This is a genomic window from Thermosipho africanus Ob7 (assembly GCF_003351105.1).
GTDB classification, from domain to species: Bacteria; Thermotogota; Thermotogae; order Thermotogales; family Fervidobacteriaceae; genus Thermosipho; species Thermosipho africanus.
On the sequence record NZ_NKRG01000001.1, the window covers coordinates 27,709 to 49,899 of the forward strand.

At 31.1% G+C, this 22,191-nt stretch carries 22 protein-coding genes; 15 read left to right on the forward strand and 7 right to left on the reverse strand.

Annotated features, from left to right (window positions below):
• Positions 1-18: 18 nt before the first annotated feature.
• From OB7_RS00165 to OB7_RS00175, 3 genes are all read left to right on the forward strand, one after another.
• Positions 19-279, forward strand: a complete 261-nt coding sequence (locus OB7_RS00165; protein ID WP_004100591.1) for an SHOCT domain-containing protein — start codon at positions 19-21, stop codon at positions 277-279.
• 23 nt (positions 280-302) lie between these two features.
• The gene (locus tag OB7_RS00170; RefSeq protein WP_004100594.1) at positions 303-863 is read left to right on the forward strand and encodes a hypothetical protein; all 561 of its coding nucleotides are present in this window, start codon (positions 303-305) and stop codon (positions 861-863) included.
• Positions 864-1,106: 243 nt separating this feature from the next.
• Positions 1,107-2,390, forward strand: a complete 1,284-nt coding sequence (locus tag OB7_RS00175) for a Glu/Leu/Phe/Val family dehydrogenase (RefSeq protein WP_004100596.1) — start codon at positions 1,107-1,109, stop codon at positions 2,388-2,390.
• Between the two features lie 68 nt (positions 2,391-2,458).
• Here OB7_RS00175 and acpP read toward each other — a convergent pair whose 3' ends face one another.
• From acpP to OB7_RS00205, 7 genes are all read right to left on the reverse strand, one after another.
• A complete protein-coding gene (gene acpP, locus OB7_RS00180; RefSeq protein WP_004100598.1) occupies positions 2,459-2,689 on the reverse strand; it encodes an acyl carrier protein in 231 nt (76 codons plus the stop codon).
• A gap of 123 nt (positions 2,690-2,812) precedes the next feature.
• Positions 2,813-3,007, reverse strand: coding sequence for a hypothetical protein (locus tag OB7_RS09905; protein WP_249030971.1), 195 nt, complete (start codon positions 3,005-3,007; stop codon positions 2,813-2,815).
• A 103-nt stretch (positions 3,008-3,110) separates the two neighbouring features.
• Positions 3,111-4,289, reverse strand: coding sequence for a tetratricopeptide repeat protein (locus OB7_RS00185; protein WP_249030972.1), 1,179 nt, complete (start codon positions 4,287-4,289; stop codon positions 3,111-3,113).
• Between the two features lie 107 nt (positions 4,290-4,396).
• Complete coding sequence (locus OB7_RS00190) at positions 4,397-4,732, reverse strand: HIT family protein (RefSeq protein ID WP_004100603.1); 336 nt, start codon at positions 4,730-4,732, stop codon at positions 4,397-4,399.
• 11 nt (positions 4,733-4,743) lie between these two features.
• Entirely contained in the window at positions 4,744-5,949 is a 1,206-nt protein-coding gene (locus OB7_RS00195; protein ID WP_114702175.1) for an adenylosuccinate synthase, read from the reverse strand.
• Between the two features lie 15 nt (positions 5,950-5,964).
• Positions 5,965-7,227 (reverse strand): hypothetical protein, encoded by a 1,263-nt coding sequence (locus OB7_RS00200; protein WP_012579641.1) that lies wholly within the window; start codon positions 7,225-7,227, stop codon positions 5,965-5,967.
• Between the two features lies 1 nt (position 7,228).
• Complete coding sequence (locus tag OB7_RS00205; protein ID WP_012579640.1) at positions 7,229-7,900, reverse strand: metal-dependent hydrolase; 672 nt, start codon at positions 7,898-7,900, stop codon at positions 7,229-7,231.
• A 103-nt stretch (positions 7,901-8,003) separates the two neighbouring features.
• Between OB7_RS00205 and OB7_RS00210 the strand changes: the two genes are divergently transcribed.
• From OB7_RS00210 to OB7_RS00265, 12 genes are all read left to right on the forward strand, one after another.
• Complete coding sequence (locus tag OB7_RS00210) at positions 8,004-9,380, forward strand: GlmL-related ornithine degradation protein (RefSeq protein ID WP_232617851.1); 1,377 nt, start codon at positions 8,004-8,006, stop codon at positions 9,378-9,380.
• A gap of 3 nt (positions 9,381-9,383) precedes the next feature.
• The gene (locus OB7_RS00215; RefSeq protein WP_004100609.1) at positions 9,384-9,971 is read left to right on the forward strand and encodes an NUDIX domain-containing protein; all 588 of its coding nucleotides are present in this window, start codon (positions 9,384-9,386) and stop codon (positions 9,969-9,971) included.
• Positions 9,926-10,753, forward strand: coding sequence for a 4-(cytidine 5'-diphospho)-2-C-methyl-D-erythritol kinase (gene ispE / locus OB7_RS00220; protein ID WP_114702176.1), 828 nt, complete (start codon positions 9,926-9,928; stop codon positions 10,751-10,753). The genes OB7_RS00215 and ispE overlap by 46 nt, the downstream gene beginning before the upstream one ends.
• Entirely contained in the window at positions 10,734-13,094 is a 2,361-nt protein-coding gene (locus tag OB7_RS00225; protein WP_004100612.1) for an AAA family ATPase, read from the forward strand. The genes ispE and OB7_RS00225 overlap by 20 nt, the downstream gene beginning before the upstream one ends.
• Positions 13,094-14,089 carry a tryptophan--tRNA ligase gene (gene trpS / locus OB7_RS00230; RefSeq protein ID WP_004100615.1) on the forward strand — a complete coding sequence of 332 codons (996 nt, stop codon included), beginning with the start codon at positions 13,094-13,096 and terminating at the stop codon, positions 14,087-14,089. The genes OB7_RS00225 and trpS overlap by 1 nt, the downstream gene beginning before the upstream one ends.
• 4 nt (positions 14,090-14,093) lie before the next feature.
• Complete coding sequence (locus OB7_RS00235; protein WP_114702177.1) at positions 14,094-14,921, forward strand: mechanosensitive ion channel family protein; 828 nt, start codon at positions 14,094-14,096, stop codon at positions 14,919-14,921.
• Between the two features lie 367 nt (positions 14,922-15,288).
• Positions 15,289-17,280 (forward strand): methyl-accepting chemotaxis protein, encoded by a 1,992-nt coding sequence (locus OB7_RS00240; RefSeq protein WP_114702178.1) that lies wholly within the window; start codon positions 15,289-15,291, stop codon positions 17,278-17,280.
• Between the two features lie 96 nt (positions 17,281-17,376).
• The gene (gene flgM / locus OB7_RS00245; protein WP_012579638.1) at positions 17,377-17,634 is read left to right on the forward strand and encodes a flagellar biosynthesis anti-sigma factor FlgM; all 258 of its coding nucleotides are present in this window, start codon (positions 17,377-17,379) and stop codon (positions 17,632-17,634) included.
• A 3-nt stretch (positions 17,635-17,637) separates the two neighbouring features.
• Entirely contained in the window at positions 17,638-18,072 is a 435-nt protein-coding gene (flgN, locus tag OB7_RS00250) for a flagellar export chaperone FlgN (protein ID WP_004100635.1), read from the forward strand.
• Between the two features lie 17 nt (positions 18,073-18,089).
• Entirely contained in the window at positions 18,090-20,633 is a 2,544-nt protein-coding gene (gene flgK, locus OB7_RS00255) for a flagellar hook-associated protein FlgK (protein WP_004100636.1), read from the forward strand.
• 12 nt (positions 20,634-20,645) lie between these two features.
• Entirely contained in the window at positions 20,646-21,533 is an 888-nt protein-coding gene (gene flgL, locus OB7_RS00260) for a flagellar hook-associated protein FlgL (protein ID WP_004100638.1), read from the forward strand.
• Positions 21,530-22,180 (forward strand): tRNA1(Val) (adenine(37)-N6)-methyltransferase, encoded by a 651-nt coding sequence (locus OB7_RS00265; RefSeq protein ID WP_114702179.1) that lies wholly within the window; start codon positions 21,530-21,532, stop codon positions 22,178-22,180. Before flgL ends, OB7_RS00265 begins: the two co-directional genes overlap by 4 nt.
• The last annotated feature ends 11 nt before the right edge of the window (positions 22,181-22,191 follow it).

Below are 22,191 nucleotides of genomic sequence, written 5' to 3' on the forward strand. Positions count from 1 at the left end.
GTGCAGGGAGGTGAGATAATGCATTGGTTCTATCCAGTATGGTACCACGGCTTTTATGGATGGATTATTCCAGTAATTGGACTTGTTTTATTTATCCTAGTAGTGTTCTTATTTTATAGAATATTAAAAAACTTGATAAAAGATTTTAATGAAAAAACGTCTTCGTCGTACAATTTTTCAAATGATGAGAGTTTGAAAATTTTAAACGAGAGATTTGCCAGAGGAGAAATTAGTGAAGATGAATATAAAAGAATCAAAAGTCTAATCCTAAAAAACTAATTTTTAAATAGGAGGTGGAAGTTATGAGAAAATTGGTGTTTTTACTTGTTTCAATTGTATTTATAAGTGCATTATTTGCTTTTCCTTATAATTATCAAACAGCTAAACCGATGGATTATGAAAATGTATGGGATAAGTTAAGAAATGTAGAAGTAAGTGAACCAGCAACATACACAGGAACAATAAAAGAAGTTTACATAATAGCAAATCCAGGTTTTTCAAAGTCAAAAATTATACTTGAAACAGATGAAGGAAGCGATGTTGAGATATTTGTTGGACCTATGTGGAGATTTTTTGAATTTAAACCTGGAGAAAAAGTAGAACTTGAAGTAGTAAAAGTTAATTTTAGCAAAGATTCATCATTTTATTTAGCATACAAACTTAGAAGTGAAGGTATTACAGTAGAAATTCCTTACAAACAAATGATAAAAGAAAGAATTGAAAATTTAAAAAGGCTCAAATTTCAAAATAATGTGGTCCCAGGATTTCAAAGAAGACCATTTAGACCGATGATGCCACACTATGGTAATCCTTATGGAAATGGTTATCCTCCAATGAATAGGCCACAAAATGGATGGAAATAGAAAGTAGGGCGCACTTGAGCGCCCTACTTATTTTTTTGTAGTATTTCGTAAAGTATTTTATCACAATTTTTGAAAAAATAAACGTATCCTATTAAAAGCTTTGATTAGTATATTAAAGAATTATGTTATATTCTTCAATAATTCAGTTTTATGTTAGGATTTTCACAAAATATAAAGTTTGATAAATATACTAATATAAGTGATAATTTAAGTGTATTACAACAACATAGGGAGGTATTGAAAATGAGATTAAGTGAACTTGGTAGATTAGAGGCTCCTGGACCACTTTATAAAATGGCACAAAACCAATTCTTAAGAGCTGCAAAACTCATGGATTTAGACCCAAACATTGGTAACTTTTTACTTTGGCCACAAAAATCACTAATTGTTCATTTTCCAGTAGTAATGGATGATGGGAGAGTTGAAATATTCGAAGGATATAGAGTTCAACATAATACAGCAAGAGGTCCTGCAAAAGGTGGTATAAGGTATCACCCAGAAACAAATTTAGATGAAGTTTCTTCACTTGCATTCTGGATGACTTGGAAATGTGCTGTTGTTAACCTTCCATACGGTGGAGGTAAAGGTGGAGTTAGAGTTGATCCTAGAAAATTATCAGAAAAAGAATTAGAAAAACTCAGTAGAAGATTCTTCTCTGAAATTCAAATGATGGTAGGACCAACAAAAGATATTCCTGCACCAGACGTAAATACAAATGCAAAAATTATGGCATGGTTTATGGATACTTACAGCATGAATACTGGAAATACTACACTTGGTGTAGTTACCGGAAAACCATTAGACCTTGGTGGATCAGAAGGAAGACCAGAAGCAACCGGTCGTGGTGTTTCAATTACAGCTGCTGAAGCATGTAAGGCAAAAGGAATGGATATTTCAAAAGCAACAGTAGCAGTTCAAGGTTTTGGAAACGTAGGTTCTTATGCAGCAAAAATTTTACATGAAGAATATGGTGCAAAAATTGTTGCAGTAAGTGACGTAAGTGGTGGCTTATACTGTGAAGAAGGCTTCGATGTAAATGACCTTATTAGATACAGAGACGAAAATGGAGGAGTTATCAAAGGATATCCAAAAGGTAAACCAATATCAAATGAGGAATTACTCACATTAGATGTTGATATCTTAGTTCCTGCAGCGCTTGAAAATGCAATTAATGGAGAGATCGCAAAAGATGTTAGAGCAAAGATTATAGTTGAAGGTGCAAACGGTCCAACAACAGAAGAAGCAGAAAAAATATTAATCGAAAAAGATGTCCTTATTGTTCCTGATATTCTAGCAAACGCTGGTGGAGTTACAGTATCATACTTTGAATGGGTACAAGACTTACAGAGCTTTTTCTGGGATATAGATGATATTAGAAAGAAATTGCACAGGATAATGACAAAATCTTTCAGTGAAGTGTACGCAACAAAAGAAAAATACAACACAGATATGAGAACAGCTGCATACATTGTCGCAATTTCAAGAGTAGCAGAAGCAGTCAAAAAAAGAGGATATTTCCCAATGTAATAAAGTCTATAAAAAATCAAGCCCCCTTCAAATTTATGAAGGGGGCTTTTAATTTTGTATAGTAAAAATTAAACTCTTGCGCTAATTAAATCAATAACATCTTTTACTGTGTTAATTTTTGAAAGATCGGAATCTTCCACTTTTACTCCAAATTCATCTTCAAAGGCCATGACTAAATCCACCATATCTAATGAATCAGCACCTAAATCCTCAGTCAAACTCTTTTCGTCCGTAACTTCTTCAATATCCACACCAAGTTGGTCAGCGATAATTTCCCTTATTTTTTGAATTTTTTCCATTTTAATCACCTCCTGTCATAGGAAATAATACCACAGAGAAAAGTTAGTGTCAAGTAAAAAAGTTAATGTAAATTAATTTTTAAAACAAAAATAAATCCCGCATTCTTGCGGGATTTATTATACCTATATGTTTAATATAAACTTCATTAATTTTCCAAGGAAAGTATTTTCATCTAATTCGTACTGAGTTGGTTCATAACTTAATAGTTCTAAAAATTTTAAAATAAATTCTTCTAAATCATTTGGTTCGGTATAATTTTCCCAAAAATCTTCTAAGGAAGTTCTTTCAATTTCAAGCATGTGTTGGGCTTTTTTCATTAAAGGAAAATCATACTCTGAAAGTACTTCTAAAGATTTATCTATTAAATCTTCAAAGTTTAATTTTTCAAAGAGTCTTCCAAAGTATATTATTTGAAAGACTTTATAAAAAACTAACTATCTTATCAATTTTAAATAAAACCATGGAAGCTTTTACAAGGTTTTTTTCAATTAATATTGGATCTGCACCGGCAATATAGGCACTTGAAATTATATATGAAAGTTTTTGATTAAAATCTTTAGCTTCTATTTTTGAAAATTCATCTAGGATAATTTCTCCTTTTTCATCCGTTAGATCAAATACTTTTTCTAGCTCGTCAAATTGAAAGTTTATATTGGAAAGCTTTTCTTCTAGTTCGTCTTTTAATTTGAATAGTACTTTTTTCAGGAAATCAACATATTCGGGATCATATTTTGTTAATTTATCAAGGATTTTATGATCGTATCCTTTAGTATAGAGCAAAATTTTTAAATAATTTTCTTCATACTCTTCTCCAGCAAGTTTAAGGTTTTCCTCTGCATCTTCATACAAACCTAAATTTTTTTGTAGTAATCCAAGTTCATTATATACTTCTGGAGTTGGGTAATTATTTGCCAACTCCTTTAGAATCTGCAAAGCTTGAAAATGTTTTCCAAGTCTAATTAAAGTATATGAAAGGTTGTATGCAATTTCAGGTTTGTACTCCACAGATAATCCATCTCTAAAAATTTTTTCAGCCTTTTCAAATTTTTGAAGTTCATTATATAAGACCCCTAATCTCAAATATACCTGTGGTAGTTTTTCAATTTTTAAAGCAGATTTATATGCAATTTCTGCATCTTTAAATTGACCATTTTCAAAGTATGTATCTCCAATTTTTAAAAGAGGTAATGAGAATTCTTTGTTTAATTCAAATGCCTTCATGTATATTTCTATTGCTTCATCGTAATCCTTTTTTAAATAAAGAACGTTCCCTAGTTCATAGTATCCAATATAGAAATTAGGATTTAATGATACTGCTTGTTTTAACTCAATTTCTGCGTTATCATAATCACCTAGTTTAGCAAATAATAATCCATAGTAAAAGTGATATCTGTAATCGTATAATACATTTTTTGCTTTTTCGAGTATTTTTCTCGCTTCTTCATATTTTTGTTCATTAAGTAATTTTTTAAACTTTTCATAGTAAAAATAAACAAGGTAAGTTGCCCAATAATCTGTTTTTTCAACAGAATATTGGGCTTCAAGTCCTCTTACTATGACATCTAAAGGTATTCTATCCATTTCTGTAATAAGCGGCATATCCTCAACTAAAACAGGTAGTTTGACTGGTAAATTCTGTTTTTTGGCAACTTCAGGTTTTATTGGTAAATATACTATAGCCTTGATCCTATCACTCCTCCTATTTTTTAACCAATTTTCCCAAATTTTCTTCCGGCAATTACATGAAAATGTATATGTGGAATTTCTTGTCCCGCTTGTTTTCCATTGTTTTGAACAATTCTATATTCTTTAAAATTTAGTTCTTCTGATAATTTTTTAATTATATTAAATATTTTCCAAAATCTTCTTTGATCATCTTCTGATAATTCGTGTATTACAGGAACGTGTTTTTTATAAATAACTAAAAGATGTATTGGGGCAACAGGGTTAATGTCTTTGATAACTATAAAATCTTCATCTTCGTATAACTTTTCGGATGGAATTTCATTGTTTATTATTTTACAAAATACACAGTTTTCCATGTTTTCCCTCCCTACAATTTTATTATTTCTTCAACTTTTGGACCTACAGAAATATGTGTTATTTTTCTTTTTACGTAAGATTCAATAAAGCTTAAGTATTCATTGAATTCTTTTGAAGTGTGATTTTCCCAGCCATCAAGAGTTTCATATATTGGTTCTGCTTTTTCCAAGTCATCTACTGAGCTAATTCTATCTACAATGTTACCGTCAATTTTGTATGCCACACAAACTTTTATTTTTTCCATGCCGTTTAGTATATCTCCTTTTGTCATTACAAGTTCTGTAGCTCCAGATACTGTAATTGCATACTTTAAGAGAGGAAGATCAAGCCAACCACATCTTCTAGGACGTCCTGTAGTTGCTCCAAATTCGTGACCTCTTTTTCTTATTTCTTCACCTTCTTTTCCAAATGCTTCTGTTGGAAATGGTCCATTTCCAACTCTTGTTAAATAAGCTTTGAAAACGCCTATATAATTCTCAGTTTTTACAGGAAAGCCAACACCATTTTGGATTCCAGTTGTATTACAATTTGCTCCAGTTACGTACGGATAGGTTCCAACATCTATATCCAGTAGTACGCCTTGTGTGCTTTCAAATAATATTTTGTTTTTGTTTATTAGGTTAATAATTTCTCCATGAGGGACTATATGGCTTTTTAGTTTTTCGTATGAGGTTAAAACATTTTCAATACTTTCGACTTCAATATTATATAGATTTTTGTAGAGTTTTGAAATGTTCTTTATTTTTTCATAGAATTTATCTTTATTTTTAAAATCACTAAGTCTTATTCCTATTCTATGCACTTTATCAGCATAAGCTGGACCTATTCCGCGTTTTGTGGTTCCAACAGCATTTTTCCCTTTAATTTGTTCTAACTTTTCATCTAGTTTCTTATGATGTGGCAAGACAACATGTGCAAGTTCTGAAATGTAAAGTTTAGGATATGTACCTGTTTTACTTTTAAATTCTTCAATTTCTTCGACTAGTTGTTCTAAATCCAAAACAACTCCGTTAGAAATAATGGCTCCAACATTTTTTTTTACGTAAAATGAAGGTAGCAGGTGGTGAATCAATTTAAAATCAGTATATTCAACTGTGTGTCCAGCGTTGCTACCACCACTGTATCTTACCACATAATCATAATCCTTTGAGAAATAAGTTGTTACTTTACCTTTTCCTTCGTCCCCCCACTGTAATCCAAAAATAACGCTTTTCAAGAAAATTCACCTCGCTTAATAATCTTCAATAGTAGATTTTTTATCACTAACAATGTTTTCTATTTCTACCAATCTTTTCAACAATTTTGATTTTAATGTTTCAACTTTTTCTATTTTCGATTTATAAAATTTTCCAACACAAAATGTATTTAATTTTAAACTTGCAAACTCAACATTTTTTCCATGAAAGTATACTCCTCTTTCAAATGTGACTTTTTCTATCTGAGAAAATCTTATTACAATATTTGAAAAATCAGCAACTGTTAAAGACTTGGATCTGAGATTATATATATTAATATTTGTTAGACCTTCCACTCTTGAATTAGTAGAGTCAATATTATTTAATATAACTTCTCTAGTATTTGCAATATTTAAATTTGTTATTGTTGAGTTTTCTAAAACTAGAAAAGCGATGTGTTTAGCGTTTATGCTAGAAATAACAGAATTTTTTATTACAACAACGTTAGTTTTTGAAACATTTACATTTTCAAGATGTGCATTTTCTATATAGACAAGTTGCCCTCCATTTGAGGAAATTTCACCATCAAAATTTTTTGTTTTTGAGACAAATTTTCCATTTTCTGAAACATCAAAGCTAATATATCCAGAAAAAGAAACATTTTCTGGAATATAAACTGTTCCTTTTACTGTTATTCCACTTTTTCCTATACTCTTTAATTCAACACCTGGTTCAAAAAAGAGTACAGCTTTTTCAGGAATTACAACACGTCCAACAATTTTGTATGGAGATTTTGAGCTGAGTAAAATATTCTTATTATTTATTCCTGATATAGGAGTTTTAGAGTCAAGCGGTGTTATATTGCTTATGCTTGGTGGAACTATGGAAAAGCCTCCCATATTTTTTGCTTCATCTATATTGCAGAATAAGAAGGGAGCTTTTTCATCTCTTTTAAAGCTTCCGGTAATTTTTTCACCAAAGAAATTTATTCTATTTTCGTAATTAATTTTTAAAACTTCATTTTCCAAAATAACAAGATTAGGATCCCTTGTGGTGAATATTGTAGAAGTTGGTGGAATAGTGTCTATAATAACTTTAAACAAGAATTCCTGGTAACTTCCTACCAATCTTAAAGAATGAACTCCTTCTTCAAAATCAAGACCATTTATTTTTTTATCTTTTATAGCAACTCCATTAAAATATCCATCTAGATTTTCAAATTCAATTTCAACATCGTTACTTCCGATGTACCGCGGGATATTGAAAGAAAAAAGTGTTAAAGAGAAAAGTACTAGGAAAATTACAATAATTTTTTTCACTTTATATCTCCACACTTTCGCCAGGTTTTAGAATAATGCACTTAACTCCTAATTGCTTGGAACCCTTTTTAAATTTTTCTTCATCAGCGCTTATAATATCCCATGTGTTATAGTGCATAGGAATTACTACCTTAGGTTTTATCATTTCTACAGCCTTTAAGGCATCTTCAACATCCATTACAAAATTTCCACCAATTGGTAATATTGCAACATCAACACCACGTAAAAGTTCCATATCTTTTGTAAGACCTGTATCTCCTGCATGATATACAGATTTTTCAGAATAAATAACAAATCCCCCAGGATTACCTCCATATATTATATTATCTCCTTCAATTATGCCTGACCCATGTAAAGCAGGCGTCATTTTTAATTTGCCAAAATCAAAATTAAATGATCCTCCAATATGCATTGGATGAACTTTATTAACACCTTTCTTTTGAAGATAATTGCATATTTCAAAGTTTGAAACAACAGTTGCATTATATTTTTTAGAAAGCTCCACAGTATCTCCAATGTGATCTCCATGGCCATGAGTTACTAGTATATAATCTATTTTGTCAAAAGAAAAATCTTTTGGAAATGCAGGATTTCCAGTTATAAATGGATCAATTAATATCTTTTTATTTGTTTCAATAAGAAAAACAGCATGCCCTAAAAATGTAATTTTCATATTTTACACCTCCCTATCCATTTTTTACAACTAAATTATACTCTATAACTTATATAACTTGCAATATACTTTTTCAACTTTCGTGTTAAAATTTAAAAAGGGGGTGAATAAATTGAAGGTTGATTTAGTTTTTGCAGAAATTGGTTCAACTACAACTGTGGTAACAGCCTTTCACAATTTGGATGGAAAAGTAAAAATTTTAGCTCAGGGAGAACATTGGACAACTGTAAATGAAGGGGACGTAACAATTGGAATAGAGAGAGCAATTGAAAATTTAAAAGAAAAACTGGGAGTCTCTAATTTTTCATGGGATAAATTTGCTGCTTCAAGTAGTGCAGCCGGTGGGCTAAAAATGACAGTTCATGGTCTAGTATATGATATGACTGTTCGAGCTGCAAAAGAAGCTGCACTTGGTGCGGGGGCTGTAATAAAATATATTACGGCAGGAAAAATGGATGAATTTCATCTTCACAAGATAAAGCAGATTTCGCCAAAATTAATACTTCTTGCCGGTGGAGTTGACTATGGAGAAAAAGAGACAGTAATTCATAATGCAAAATTACTGTCAAAGCTTGAGTTGGATGTTCCTATTATTTATGCAGGTAATATCGCCGCAGCAGAACAGGTTGAATTCATTTTAAAAAATTCTGGAAAAACTGTTTTTGTGACTGAAAATGTTTATCCCAAAATAGATCAGTTAAATGTTGAACCTACTAGAAATATAATAAAAGAAGTTTTTGCAAAACATATTACTAAAGCACCTGGCATGGAAAAGATTTATGATGTTGTAGATTATGAAATTCATACAACCCCTGGTGCTGTAATGAAGGCGACGCAACTTTTATCTGAAATTTATGGAGATGTCTTAACAGTTGATATTGGTGGAGCTACAACAGATGTAGATTCAGTAACAGAAGGAAGTAATGAAATTCAAGAGATTACAATTTCTCCAGAACCTGTTGCAAAGCGTACTGTTGAAGGTGATCTTGGATTGTTTGTTAATGCTCACAATGTTATTGATTTAATTGGTAAAGAAAATTTAAAGCACGAATTTGAAAACTTAGATGAATTGATAGAAAGAATTTCACCTTATCCAAAAACGGACCAAGATGAATATTTTATATCAAAACTTGCCTTATATTGCTTTCAGCAAGGAATAAGAAGACATGTCGGTAAAAAAAAGCATATATATACTGCGTTGGGAAGAAAATTAATAGCGGAAGGGAAAGATTTAACTGCTGTTAGGTATCTTTTTGGGACGGGAGGTTTTTTAAGTCGTTCAAAGTATGCAAAAGATGTTTTGAAAACTGTGAATAATCTGTCAAAATTACATCCGATGGAGCTTTTACCACAGAATGAAGTTAAAATATTTAGAGATAAATATTACATTTTTGCCGCGATAGGTGTAATTGCTAGTGAAATTGATAAAGAAATAGCTAAAAAGATATTATTAGAAGATCTAGAAGAATTGGGAGGTTAAAAAATGTATGAGAATGAGAAAGTTTTGGTTGTGCCGACAGAAGATGTGGAAAGACTTTGTAATAAAAGGCATGGATTAATTTTTGTTAATGAATATGATATAATTTCGTTAATAGAAAATAAAGGTTTTTTTGTTGATAGAAATTCTGCAGAAACTGATGAAACTATAAGGCAAGTAATACCGTATATTGTATTAAGAGAAGAAAATAAATTTTTGCTTTTTAAAAGAACAAGTAAACAGGGGGAAAAACGATTACACAATCAAATAACTATAGGTGTTGGAGGACATATTAATACAGATGATTCGTTAGAACCATTGGAAGCATTTAAAAATGGTCTTATACGAGAAATAAACGAAGAAGTTGACGTTGATATAAAATCTTTAAACTATGTCGGAGTTATTAACGTAGTGGATACCCCTGTAAGTAGAGTTCATGTAGGTATATGTTACGTTGCAGATGTAAAATACAAGGGATTGAAAGAAAAGGACAAATTTATAGAACTGTTCACTGAAAATCCGAGGGAATATTTTGAGGAGATGGAAGGATGGAGCAAAACGGTAGTACAGTCGTTAGAGCTTATGCAAAAATAAATCTTTCTTTGGATGTAGTAAAAAAAAGAGACGATGGATATCATGAAATTAATTCATTATTTCAGAATATATCTCTTTATGATAGATTGTCAATTGTAAAGATAGATAGAGGACTTGAAATTAAATCAAATGTTGAAATTGAGAATAATATACTTTATAAAGTATGGGATTTGTTTTGTGAAAAATACAAAGAGCCAGAATTTGGTTTTAGGGTAATTCTTGAAAAAAACATTCCAATGGAAGCAGGACTAGGTGGAGGAAGTGCTGATGCTGCAGCTTTATTGTTTTTTCTTGGAAAAACTTTTAAAATTCCAACTTCTGAACTTTTGAATTTAGCAATAAAAATTGGTAGCGATGTTCCTTTTTTTCTAATAGGAGGTACTGCAGTAGTTAAGGGAAAAGGAGAAAAAATTGAACCGCTTCCGGCTCTTAAAGGCTATTATGTAGACCTTTTGACTAGTGAAAATGGTATATCTACAAAGGAAGCGTATAGTCTTTTAAATCCTTCTTTGTTTAACAGAGCACCATGTTCTCCATATGTCTTATACGAAGCATATAAAAACAGGAATGCAGGAGAAATTAAAAGGTGTACTTATAATATTTTTGAAAGGGTGGTTGCAAATAACTATAAAGAAATTATGGCGAATATAAAAAGGTTAAGAAGGACTCATATAACAGCAGCTTTAACAGGTAGTGGAAGCGCTGTTTTTGGCGTTTCGTTTAGAGATGGTAAGTATAAGTTTGTTTCAAGGGGGGTTGAATATGAAGAAACTAAGTTATAATGATTTAAAAATAGATAATAAATTGTTTCCAAAAATTGCTACTTCAAAAAATGTAAGTCCTTGTGATACATTTATTGGTCGTGACAATGCTTTTGATTCTATGAATTTTGGGCTTTCAATAGATAAACCGGGATACAATATATTTATTGTCGGTCCCAGTGGGACGGGAAGAAAGTCATTTGCGCTCTCTGTTACAAAGAAATTTGCAAAATCAAAGAAAAATTATTATGATCTTGTTTATACAATTGATCTTGATGATCCGTATTCTGCAAAAGCTATTTTGCTTCCTCCTGGGCAGGGTCGAAAATTAAAAGAAAAGCTTGAAAATTCGGCTGAGGAAATTTTTACAAATATTCAAAAGACATTTGAAAGTGAAGAATATGAAGAAAAAAGAAAAGAACTTGAAGAGGAATATAACGAAAAACGTGAAAGTATTATTAAAGAGCTTTCTAAAAAAGCTTTAAGATTGGGTTTTTTAATAAAACTTGCTCCAACAGGAATAATTTATATACCTCAGATTGATGGAAAGGCATTGACTCCTGAAGAATTTGAAAAGCTTTCAGAAGAAGTAAAACAGACATTTGAAGAAAATTCCAAAAAAGTAGAACATCTTATATCTGGTGCACTGCACCAGCTTCGAAAACTTGATTTAGAATACAAGGAAAAATTTAATGATTTAGATAAATATGCTACATTGTTTTCAATAGAATCTTTATTTGAAGAATTGAAAGACGAATTTAGATACAGTGAAAAACTTGTGAACCATTTTGAAAAGCTTAAAAATCACATTGTAAAGCATATAGGTCAAATAAAAAAATCTGATGACTGGAAAAATTACATTAAACATATTCTAACTATTAATTTAATAGTTGACAATTCACAGGAGAATAGTGCTCCTGTAGTTTATGAAAATAACCCTACATATCCCAATCTTTTTGGAAAAGTTGAATACATTTCAAAATCTGGTGTTTTATACACAGATTTTTCAATGATAAGAGGGGGATCAATACATAGAGCAAATGGAGGCTATCTCATACTCAATGCGGAGGATTTGCTAAAATTTCCTTATGTTTGGGATAAATTAAAGAAAACTTTAATGTCTAAGAAAATTCAAATTGAGAATCTGGATAGTGCTTACGGAGTTAGTCCAACAATTACTTTAAAGCCAGAACCTATTGATTTGAATTTAAAGGTAATTTTAATAGGAACACCAGATTTATATTATATTTTATACGAGTATGATGAAGATTTTAAAAAACTATTTAAGGTAAAAGTTGAATTTGATTGGGAAATGGATGCTACAAGGGATAACATTAAGCAATATTATTCCTTTTTGTCAAATGTTGTAGAAGCAAATGAATTAAATCCCCTTGATTCTTCTGCTTTAAAGAAAATAATCTGGTATTCTATGAGACTATCAGAAAATAAAGAAAAGATATCGATGAAGATGGGAAGTATAGCCGATTTAGTTATAGAATCTGATTATTATTCAAAATTAAGAAATTCTGAGACAATTTCAAAGCAAGATGTTGAAAAAGCTATAGTATCTCGTGAAAATAGAACAAAACTTATAATGGATAAATACGATGAAGCATTGAAGAAGTACGAGATAATGATAGAAACTCATGGAAAGGTTGTAGGTCAGATTAATGGTTTAACTGTAAGTCAATTTGGTGATTTTTCTTTTGGAATGCCAGTAAAAATAACTGCAAAAACTTATGTTGGAAATACAGGAATTATTGATATACAAAGGGAATCTGATTTAAGTGGAAACATTCATGGGAAAGCCGTGTTAACGTTAATGGGTTATTTGGGAAGTAAATATGCAAGGGAATTTCCAATTTCAATAGGGGTCTCGATTAGCTTTGAACAAGTCTATGGTGTGGTTGAAGGAGACAGTGCGTCTCTTGCAGAAACAATTGCAATAATTTCTGCTATCTCAAATATTCCAATTAGACAATCAATTGCTGTTACAGGATCTATAAACCAACATGGAATAGTTCAACCTATTGGTGGAGCAATTGAAAAAGTGGAAGGATTTTATAGGTTATGCAAGCACAGGGGATTAGATGGAACTCACGGTGTTATTATTCCAGAATCAAATATCAAAAATTTGGTATTAAAAGATGAAATTTTAAATGATATTAAAAAGGGACTATTTAACATATGGGCTGTTAAAACAGTGGATGAAGCAATTGAAATTTTGATGGAGAAACCAGCTGGCAAATTAAATTCAAAGGGTAAATATCCGCGCGGCACTGTAAATTATATCGTTGAGGAAAGATTAAAAAGTATATATGAAAAGCTGGAAGGAAAAACAAAAAGTAGGAGGTCAAAATAATGAGAGTGCTTAGTGGAATGAGACCAACAGGAAAATTACATATCGGACATCTTTTTGGCGCACTTTCATCTTGGGTAGAACTTCAAGAAAAAGGTCATGAATGTTTTTATTTTGTGGCTGATTGGCATGCACTAACTACTCATTACAATGACACCAAAGAAATTGTAAATAATTCAATAGAGCTTGTTAAATCTTACCTTGCAGTTGGAATTGATCCAAATAAATCTACAATTTTTATTCAATCTGAGATTAAAGAACATGCAGAATTAACACTATTATTTTCAATGTTTGTTTCAGTTTCAAGGCTAGAGAGAGTTCCAACTTACAAAGAAATAAAGCAGCAACTTTCCGATAAAGATCTTTCAAATGCTGGATTTTTAATTTATCCGGTACTTCAAGCTGCTGATATTTTAATTTACAGGGCAACAGGTGTCCCAGTTGGTGAAGATCAAGTCTATCATATAGAACTTACAAGAGAGATTGCAAGAAGGTTTAATTACTTATACAAAGAAGTATTTCCAGAGCCTGAACCAATATTATCAAAGGTTCCAAAACTCTTGGGAACAGATGGGAGAAAAATGAGTAAAAGTTATGGAAATACAATTCCATTAGTGGCTGATGAAGAAACTCTTAAAAAAATGGTTATGCCTATGATTACGGATCCGGCAAGACAAAGAAGAACAGATCCTGGAAATCCTGAAAAATGTCCTGTTTGGGACTATCACAAAGCTTTTGGAATTTCAGATAAAGATGCTGAATGGGTAAAAGATGGATGTACAAATGCAAAAATTGGTTGTGTGGATTGTAAAAAGTTGTTGTTAAAAAATATGAAGGAAAGACTAGAGCCTATTTGGGAAAGGTATAACAGTCTTACTGATGACTATGTAAAAGACGTAATAGTTGAAGGAAATAAAAAAGCAAGACAAGTTGCAAGAGAAACAATAGAGATGGTAAGAGATGCAATGCAGCTAGATTACAATTTTTTAAGGAAGTGAAAAAATGAAGGAAATATTTCAAAATTTTTGGGATGAGGTACTATTATCAATCATCTCTGTTTTAGTTGGTTATGTAGTTTATAAGTACTTAACTAAGATTATTCAAAAATCCTTAGAAGCTTTTGGAAAAGAGTTAAAAGCTCCAAAAACTGTAAAGTTTTTTGTTGGTGTTATTATTTCAGTTTTTGTAATACTTGCCTTGTTAAGCATTTGGAAAGTCAACCTTGTACCATATATAACTGGGCTTGGGATATCGGGTATAATTGTAGGTCTTGCCCTTCAAGAGCCGTTAACTAATTTTGTTTCAGGGATTCTAGTTATGTCTACTAGAAAGTTATTTGAAGGGGAAGTTGTAGACATAAATGGAGTTACAGGTGTTGTTGATGAGATAAAGATTAATCACAGTTATATTAAAAGTTTTGACGGAAAATTAATTTTAATTCCAAATAAATCTGTATGGAGTGGAATAGTTACGAAATTTTGGCCAGGTCCTGTTAGAAGAGTAACAATGGATGTTGGAGTTTCGTATAACACTGATTTGGAAACTGCATTTAAATTACTTCAAAAAGCAATTGAAGAAGAACCACTTGTTGTAAAAGAAGGTGTTAGTAATTTTATTGCTTTTAAACAATTTGGGGCGAGTTCAATAGATTTTACTGTTTATTTTTGGGTTGAAAGAAGTACTTATTTTGATGCTGTTAATTCACTTGCATTTAGAATAAAGAAAATATTTGATGAAAACAATATTGAAATACCATTTACCCAAATTGATGTTCATTTAGATTATCAAAATCTTGGAAAAGTTTTTATTTCAGAAGATAAAAAAATATAAATAACTTTACCAAGCAAAAGTTCATAAATAAGACTATACAGTAAAGAAATGTTAATAATGAAAAAGTGTTAGTCTTTAATGATTAAATTTATCCTTTTTGCTTTCCACGTATTTTATTTTTTAATAAATAATGGCCACACACTCCTTTTTTCCTGCCGTTAATATTATTATTTCCACCGTATGCTTCTTAATGTTTTTCCAAGCTAAAATTATAAGTTTTTTGAAAAAATTATTTTAGTAGTTTTTTTGATGTTTTTTTATGGTAAAATATTTATGTAATGTAAAAAAATGAATAAAAAAGCAAATATAAAATTAAAAAGGTTAAAAAGTTATTTTTTAAAGTTCAAGCTTTTATGGAGGTGAAATTATGTTTAAAAATTTGTCAATAAGGGCAAAGCTGTGGCTTCTTTTGATCTTATCTGCTGTCTTACCTCTTGCTATTATTTCAACTGTAGCAATAGTTAATTCATATAGCGTCGGAAAGGAGTTAGGAACAACTTCTCTTTTATCGATAGCAACTTCGGGAACAAAAAATTTGGAAAATTTTCTTCAAGGATATGTAAATCTTGTGGATTTTCTTTCTTCTGATGCCAACGTTGTTGGTGCAAAGGAAAACAAGTACGATGAGGTTACATGGATGCTGAAAACTTTTAAAAATATTAAAGATAAGTATAAAGATGCTTTGTGGATTTATCTTGGAACTTCAGATAAAAAATTTTATATATATCCCGATGCTGAACTACCAGAGGGTTATGATCCAACAAAACGGCCATGGTACGTTGATGCAGTAAAAAACAAAGGTAAGGTAATTATAACTGAGCCATATCTAGATGCTTCAACAAGTGACATTGTAATAACTGTTGCAAAGGCTGTTGTGAATAATGGACAGATAATTGGTGTTGTGGCGCTTGATTTTAAGGCATCAGAACTTGCAAATTCCCTTCTTTCAAATAAATTTGGAGAAAATGGATATTCTTATCTGTTATCATCTGATGGTAAAACGTTATTACACGTAGATGAAGAAAAAATCGGTAAATCCGTTGCAGACATGGATTGGTTTAAACAAATGATTAATAGTAAAAATAAATCAGGAGTTATAGAATATGTTTACGATGGAATAAAGAGAATGGCAGGATTTTCAAAGATGGATAATGGGTGGATATTTGTAACTGTTGCTCTTTCAAAAGAAGTAAATAAACGAGCAACTGAAATTATGATCTTACTTGTTGTCATTTCAATAGTTGCAATTGCAATTTCATTTATTTTTGGAAGCTTTACAGGAAATTCAGTAGTAAAACCTATAAAGTCACTTGTTGAGGTAATTGAAAAACTTGGAAATGGTGATCTAACTCAAAGAGTAGAGATTAATTCAAAAGATGAAATTGGGCACATGTCAGAACAGCTTAATAAAGCACTTGATAATTTGTCTGTACTTATTTCACAAGTTGATCAAAATACATTGAAACTTAGAGAAAATTCAGAAAAACTTACAACACTTTCTGTGGAGCAAGAAAATGAAGTGGAAGAACTTACTAAAAATATAGAAGAGATAAACTATGAAATTCAAAATGCATCATCTGCGATAGAAGAAACTACAAGTGGTGTGGAAGAAGTTGCAGCAAGCGCTCAAAACGTTTCAAAGACATCACAAGACCTAACTGAAAAAGCTACAGAAGTTTCAAATTCTGCAAAAGATAGTGAAAAAGCTATAGATACTATAGTTCAAATTATTGAAAACATAAAGTTAAAATCTCAATCTATGTCAGAAAAAGTTGATGATCTTGCAAGCAATGCTAACAATATTGGAGAAATAGTTGAAACTATTTCAAGCATAGCCGAACAAACGAACCTTCTTGCATTGAATGCGGCGATAGAGGCTGCAAGGGCAGGAGAGGCAGGAAAAGGGTTTGCAGTTGTTGCTGATGAAATTAGAAAGCTTGCTGAAGAAAGTAAATCTGCAACTGATAAAATTACACAGATATTGAAAAATATTCAACAACGTTCTGAGGATGTTAGAACAGAAACAGGAGACATGGTAGAAATAGTTTCTAATGCAAGTAAAGAAAGTGAAAATATTGCAAGTAATTTAAGGGGAATATTAAATCAAATAACAGATATTTCCGGAATGATAGAAAATCTTGCTGCAATTGCACAAGAGCAAAGTGCTGCTGCAGAAGAGATGGCAAGTGCTATGGATGTTGCTAGTAGAAACGTGACAAGCGTTGCTGAAAAAATGGAATCAGTTGTTGATTCAACAAAACTTCAAAAGGAAAGATCGGTTGAGGTTAAAAATGCAGGAGATGAAGTATCACAAATTGCTAACAAACTTTATGAAGAAGTTAAGAAATTCAAGTTTTAATTGATTTTAATAGAAGCCAAGTTCCCTCCACAAACGTGGAGGGAATTTTTAATTTTTTTACTTTTTTCCGATAAGTAATATTGGAGGTGAAAATGTATGGAAATAAAAAAAATAGGTGGATATGGGTATATTCAAGGAATAAATAGTAAGAATGCAGAAAAAATAAATAGGAAGAAAAATGGTAAAGATAAAGTTGATTTTTCTGCAACGCTTGAAATCAAAAAACTTTTGTATGAATCAAAAAACATTCCTGAGGTTAGAGAAAAGTTAGTAAATGAATTAAAACAAGCGATTGAAAATGGAACGTTCAAGATTGATCCTGAAAAAATTGCAAAGGCAATATTAGGAGGTTAAAAGATGAAAGATTTATTGAAAAATCAAATTAATTTGTTAAAAAGTATTATTGAATCTTTTAAGCTTGCAGAAAGAGCATTAATAGAGAAAGATGTACAAAATCTTACAAGACATATTTCAAAAGTTGAGGAATACTCTTTTGACTTTGAAAGACTTGAAGAAGAGCTAAATAAGGAAATAAATAAGATGGGTTATAAGTCAATAAAAGAATATATTGAAAAGACTAATGACAGTGAAGTTGCATATTTGCTTGCTACTTTAGTTGAGAATCTTAATGAATTGACTATCGTTATGTCTAATTTTAAAAATTTAGTGGATTTTGAAAACAAATATTTTGAATTTATAAAATCGTTATTTTCTAATAGTTCTACTACTTCAACTTATACAAAAAAAGGATATGGAGTTAATCAAAAATCATTAATTGATAAAGTATATTAATATAGAGGAGTGATTGAATGCCAGATATTAGCCTTTTTGGGGCTTTAAATACAGGATTATTAGGAGTTTATACTAGTAAGCTTGCAATGAATGTTGTTTCACATAATATAGCAAATGCAAATACTCCTGGATTTTCAAGGCAGGTTCCAATTATTAGGACAATGCCTCCTATACCTGCTACAACACTTACTCAACCTTCTATTCCTTTACAGATTGGTACTGGTTCAAAGGTAAAAGATATTCAAAGAATTCGAGATGAATTTTTAGATATACAATACAGACAAGTAAATAACAAATACAATTATTGGGATTCAATTACTGCTAATCTGCATTTTGTCGAGCAACTTTTTGCTGAGCCTGGAGATTCGGGTATTAGGTACCTTTTTGATTCGATGTGGTCAGGAATAGAAGAAATTATTACTGATCCAACAAATAGTGCAGCAAAGAGGGAGCTAGTAAGTAGGGCGGAAGAATTAGTTAAAAATGTAAAAGATTTGTATTCAAGACTCGAACAATTAAGAGAGGATCTTGACTATGAAATATCCCAAAGAGTTGAGCAAATTAATGGAATGGTAAAAAGACTTGCTGATATAAATTCAAAAGTAAGACTTTCTATGGCGTTGAAATCTACTCCAAATGATCTTTTGGATGAAAGAGATAGGATTTTAGATGATTTATCAAAATTTGCTGATATTTTTTATACCGAAGATGCATCAGGTCAAATATCTTTGAGAATAGGAGATCAAATCGTATTGACTGGTAGTGATGTTAATGAATTAAGAGCACTTGAAAGACCATATGGGAAAGGATTTAAAGAAATTTTTGTAGGAAATTCAAAGGTTGATATACATGATGGAAGTTTGAAGGCAGCTATGGACTTGAGGGATGATATAATAGTCAAATATATGAATAGGCTTGATGAATTTGTTCTTTACTTAACTGATAAATTTAATTTGATTCACAAAGATGGATTTAACTCTGATGGAAGTGTAACAGGGTTGAATTTCTTTAATGAAATGACAGCTGATAATATAGAAAATTCTGTGTTATTTAGAATAGCAGGATCAAAGAGGGTTGAAGGTGGACCTATAAAGTATATTTCAGGAATGTCAAATAGGGATAATTTGAGCGACATAACAACAAAACAATTTATTGATCAGGGTGCAATTGTATTTTTTGATGGTTCAAGCAATGCCCAGGCAATTTCAGTAAATGCTGGAGATACCATCCAGGATTTTATGAACACTGTCTCATCAAGTGGACTGTGGTTTAACTTTGAAACAGCAATTCATAATGATTCTACTTATTTGCTTAGAATGACAAGTAATACAAATGATTTAAAAGATACACTTGCATTAGATTTTAATGGAAATATGTTCAATACTATGGGTTTTAATACTAAAGATGTTGATATTTACGTTATAAACCAATCTGAATTTAATGTTCAAGAAGGCACTTATAAGATAAAAATTAACGGCACCGAGGCTAATATCAATGTAACAAGTGGATATACAATTAATGACCTTGCAAACGATATTAATTCCAATTTTTCATCTGATGTAAAAGCAGTTGTATATAATAGTAAACTTTTGATAATTCCTACAAAAAGTAATAGTTTTGATAGAAATTTAGTTAATATACAAGATTCAGATGGGCTCTTTACTCAATCAAATCTTCATGTTGAAACATATAAGGCGTTAGATACAAGTAAGGAGACTTTGGATAATATTCTAGATCATACCTTGCCATTTAAAATAACAATAGGTGCTACAAGTATTGAGATTGATCCGACTCAAACTACATTAAAAGAACTTGCAGATAAATTGAATGAGGTTGGAACAGGTATTTTGTTTGATGTTACACCTCACAATAAATTTGTAATTAGAGGGACAAGGTCTATGGATTTTAAAATTGATAAAACAATAAAAGGGCCAGAGGCATTATTTGTAAAATTAGGATTTATAGATGCAGATTCTGATCCAACAAACGATTGGGATGAAGATTATGTATTTTTAAATCCTTTTGACGAGCCAAAGTCTTTAAGAGAAAGATTTGCAAAAGCTGATACTTTATTTGTTGATAAAATAACTACAAATGAACCTTTTAGATTTGTTGAAAAGTTTAAGGTAAATTCAACCGTGAGTGTTAATCCTGAAACTATTGCAGTTGATTATGGTAAAATAGAGGATAACACAAATTGGGATGCGAAAGTATTTAGTCCAACAGGTCAGGCAAATACAGCAATTATGGAAATTCTTTCAAAAATGCGCTTTGAAAAGATTTTAAATGATGGAAGAGAGAGTTTTGCAGAATATTTAGGTGGAATTGTTGCAGAGATGGGAGTTGAAGGTGAAACAGCGATGAAAATGAAAGATAATACGGATATTATAATGAAAGATATAAGCAATGAAAGAGAAAGAGTTAAAGGCGTTTCATTAGATGAAGAAATGGCAAATATGATAAAGTTTCAACATGCATTTAATGCCTCTGCAAGGGTAATGACTGCTGTGGATGAGATGATAGGTAGGGTTATTGATAGACTAGGAGTTGTAGGAAGATAGGGAGGGATTTAAATGAGAATAACTAATGGAATGATAAATGAAAGAACATTATTTAATATACAACATAGTTTGTATAGAATTTCAAAGCTTCATGATAAGCTTTCTTCGGGAAAAGAAGTTTCATATCCTAGTGATGACGCAGTAGTTGCAACGAGAGCTTCTAATATATCCAGCCGTATGAGAGAATTAAAACAATTTAAGAGGAATGTTGAACATACCCAAAACTTTGTGAATATATATGATTCTACCATACAAGAACTTACAAATGTGTATCATAGAATAAAAGAACTTATTGTTAGAGGAGCTAATGGGACGAATGATGCTGCAGAAAGGGAAGCAATAGCTTCTGAACTTGAAAAATTAAAAGAACATCTTGAAGATATTGCAAATACGCAACTTGGTGGTGAGTATATATTTGGTGGAGCAAAAAGTGATCTAAAGCCTGTTGAAAATGGAAAAATTCAAACTCCTCCTGATGCAAATATAAAAAGAAAAGTAAACGCGATGGGTTTTACAATTGAGTATGGAGTAACCGTTTATGATGTTTTCAAGCTAGAAAATGGAAAGGACGCATTTACAGTTATAGATGATGCAATAAATGCATTAAGAGAAGGGGACAGCTTAAAGCTTTCAAATATTACTTTAAAAGAAGTAAATTTATTGGAAAGCTCTACAATGGAAGTATTTGCCCAAATAGGTGCAAATTCCCGTACATTAGAGTTGGTAAGCTCAAGGTTAACAGATATTGATACGTTTATGACTGAATATCTTTCAAAGGAACAAGATGCAGATCTTACAAAGGTTTTAACAGATCTTTCTATGCAACAATCAGTTCTTCAAGCTGCTTTAAAATCAGCTGCACAAGTACTACAAAAAACGTTGGTTGATTTTGTATCATGATTAAACTACCACCGTTTGATAAAAATCTTGGAAGGGATATTAAAACTATTGATATTGGTGGACATAAGCCGACGCATGCGTCGGTATTTCTTTTGTGGTATTCATTACCAACAAGCGACATTAAGAATGTATGTGAATTGGGTAGTGGGACAGGTTTTGTAAGCTTTGGACTTTCGAAGTATTATAACTTAAAAGTTAAGGGAATTGAAGTACAAGAAGAGCTTTTTAATGCTTCAGTAAAAGCTATAGAGTTGAACAATGTTTATAATGTGGATTTTTTTAACTTAGATCTTAAAGATGTAAAAAATCATTTTTCTGCGGAAAGTTTTGATATGGTAGTTTTTAATCCACCTTACCATTTCTCTTCAAGTTCTGAAAATAAAATAAGGGAAATTTCAAGAAAATCAAATCAAGAACTTTTAGAAATTTTTATATCATCTGCTTCTTTTTTGTTGAGAAATCGAGGAACTTTTGTGACAGTTGTCGCACCTTATATTTTTCCTCTGTTTAACAATATTCTTTTAAAATATAGATTAACACCTCAGCAGATGTGTATCGCATATGGTAAAAAGGCAGAGTTAATTGCAATAAGAGGGCGTAAAAATGGAGGAATGCATTTTGAAATTGATAGACCGGTATATTTTTAATTAATTTGTGG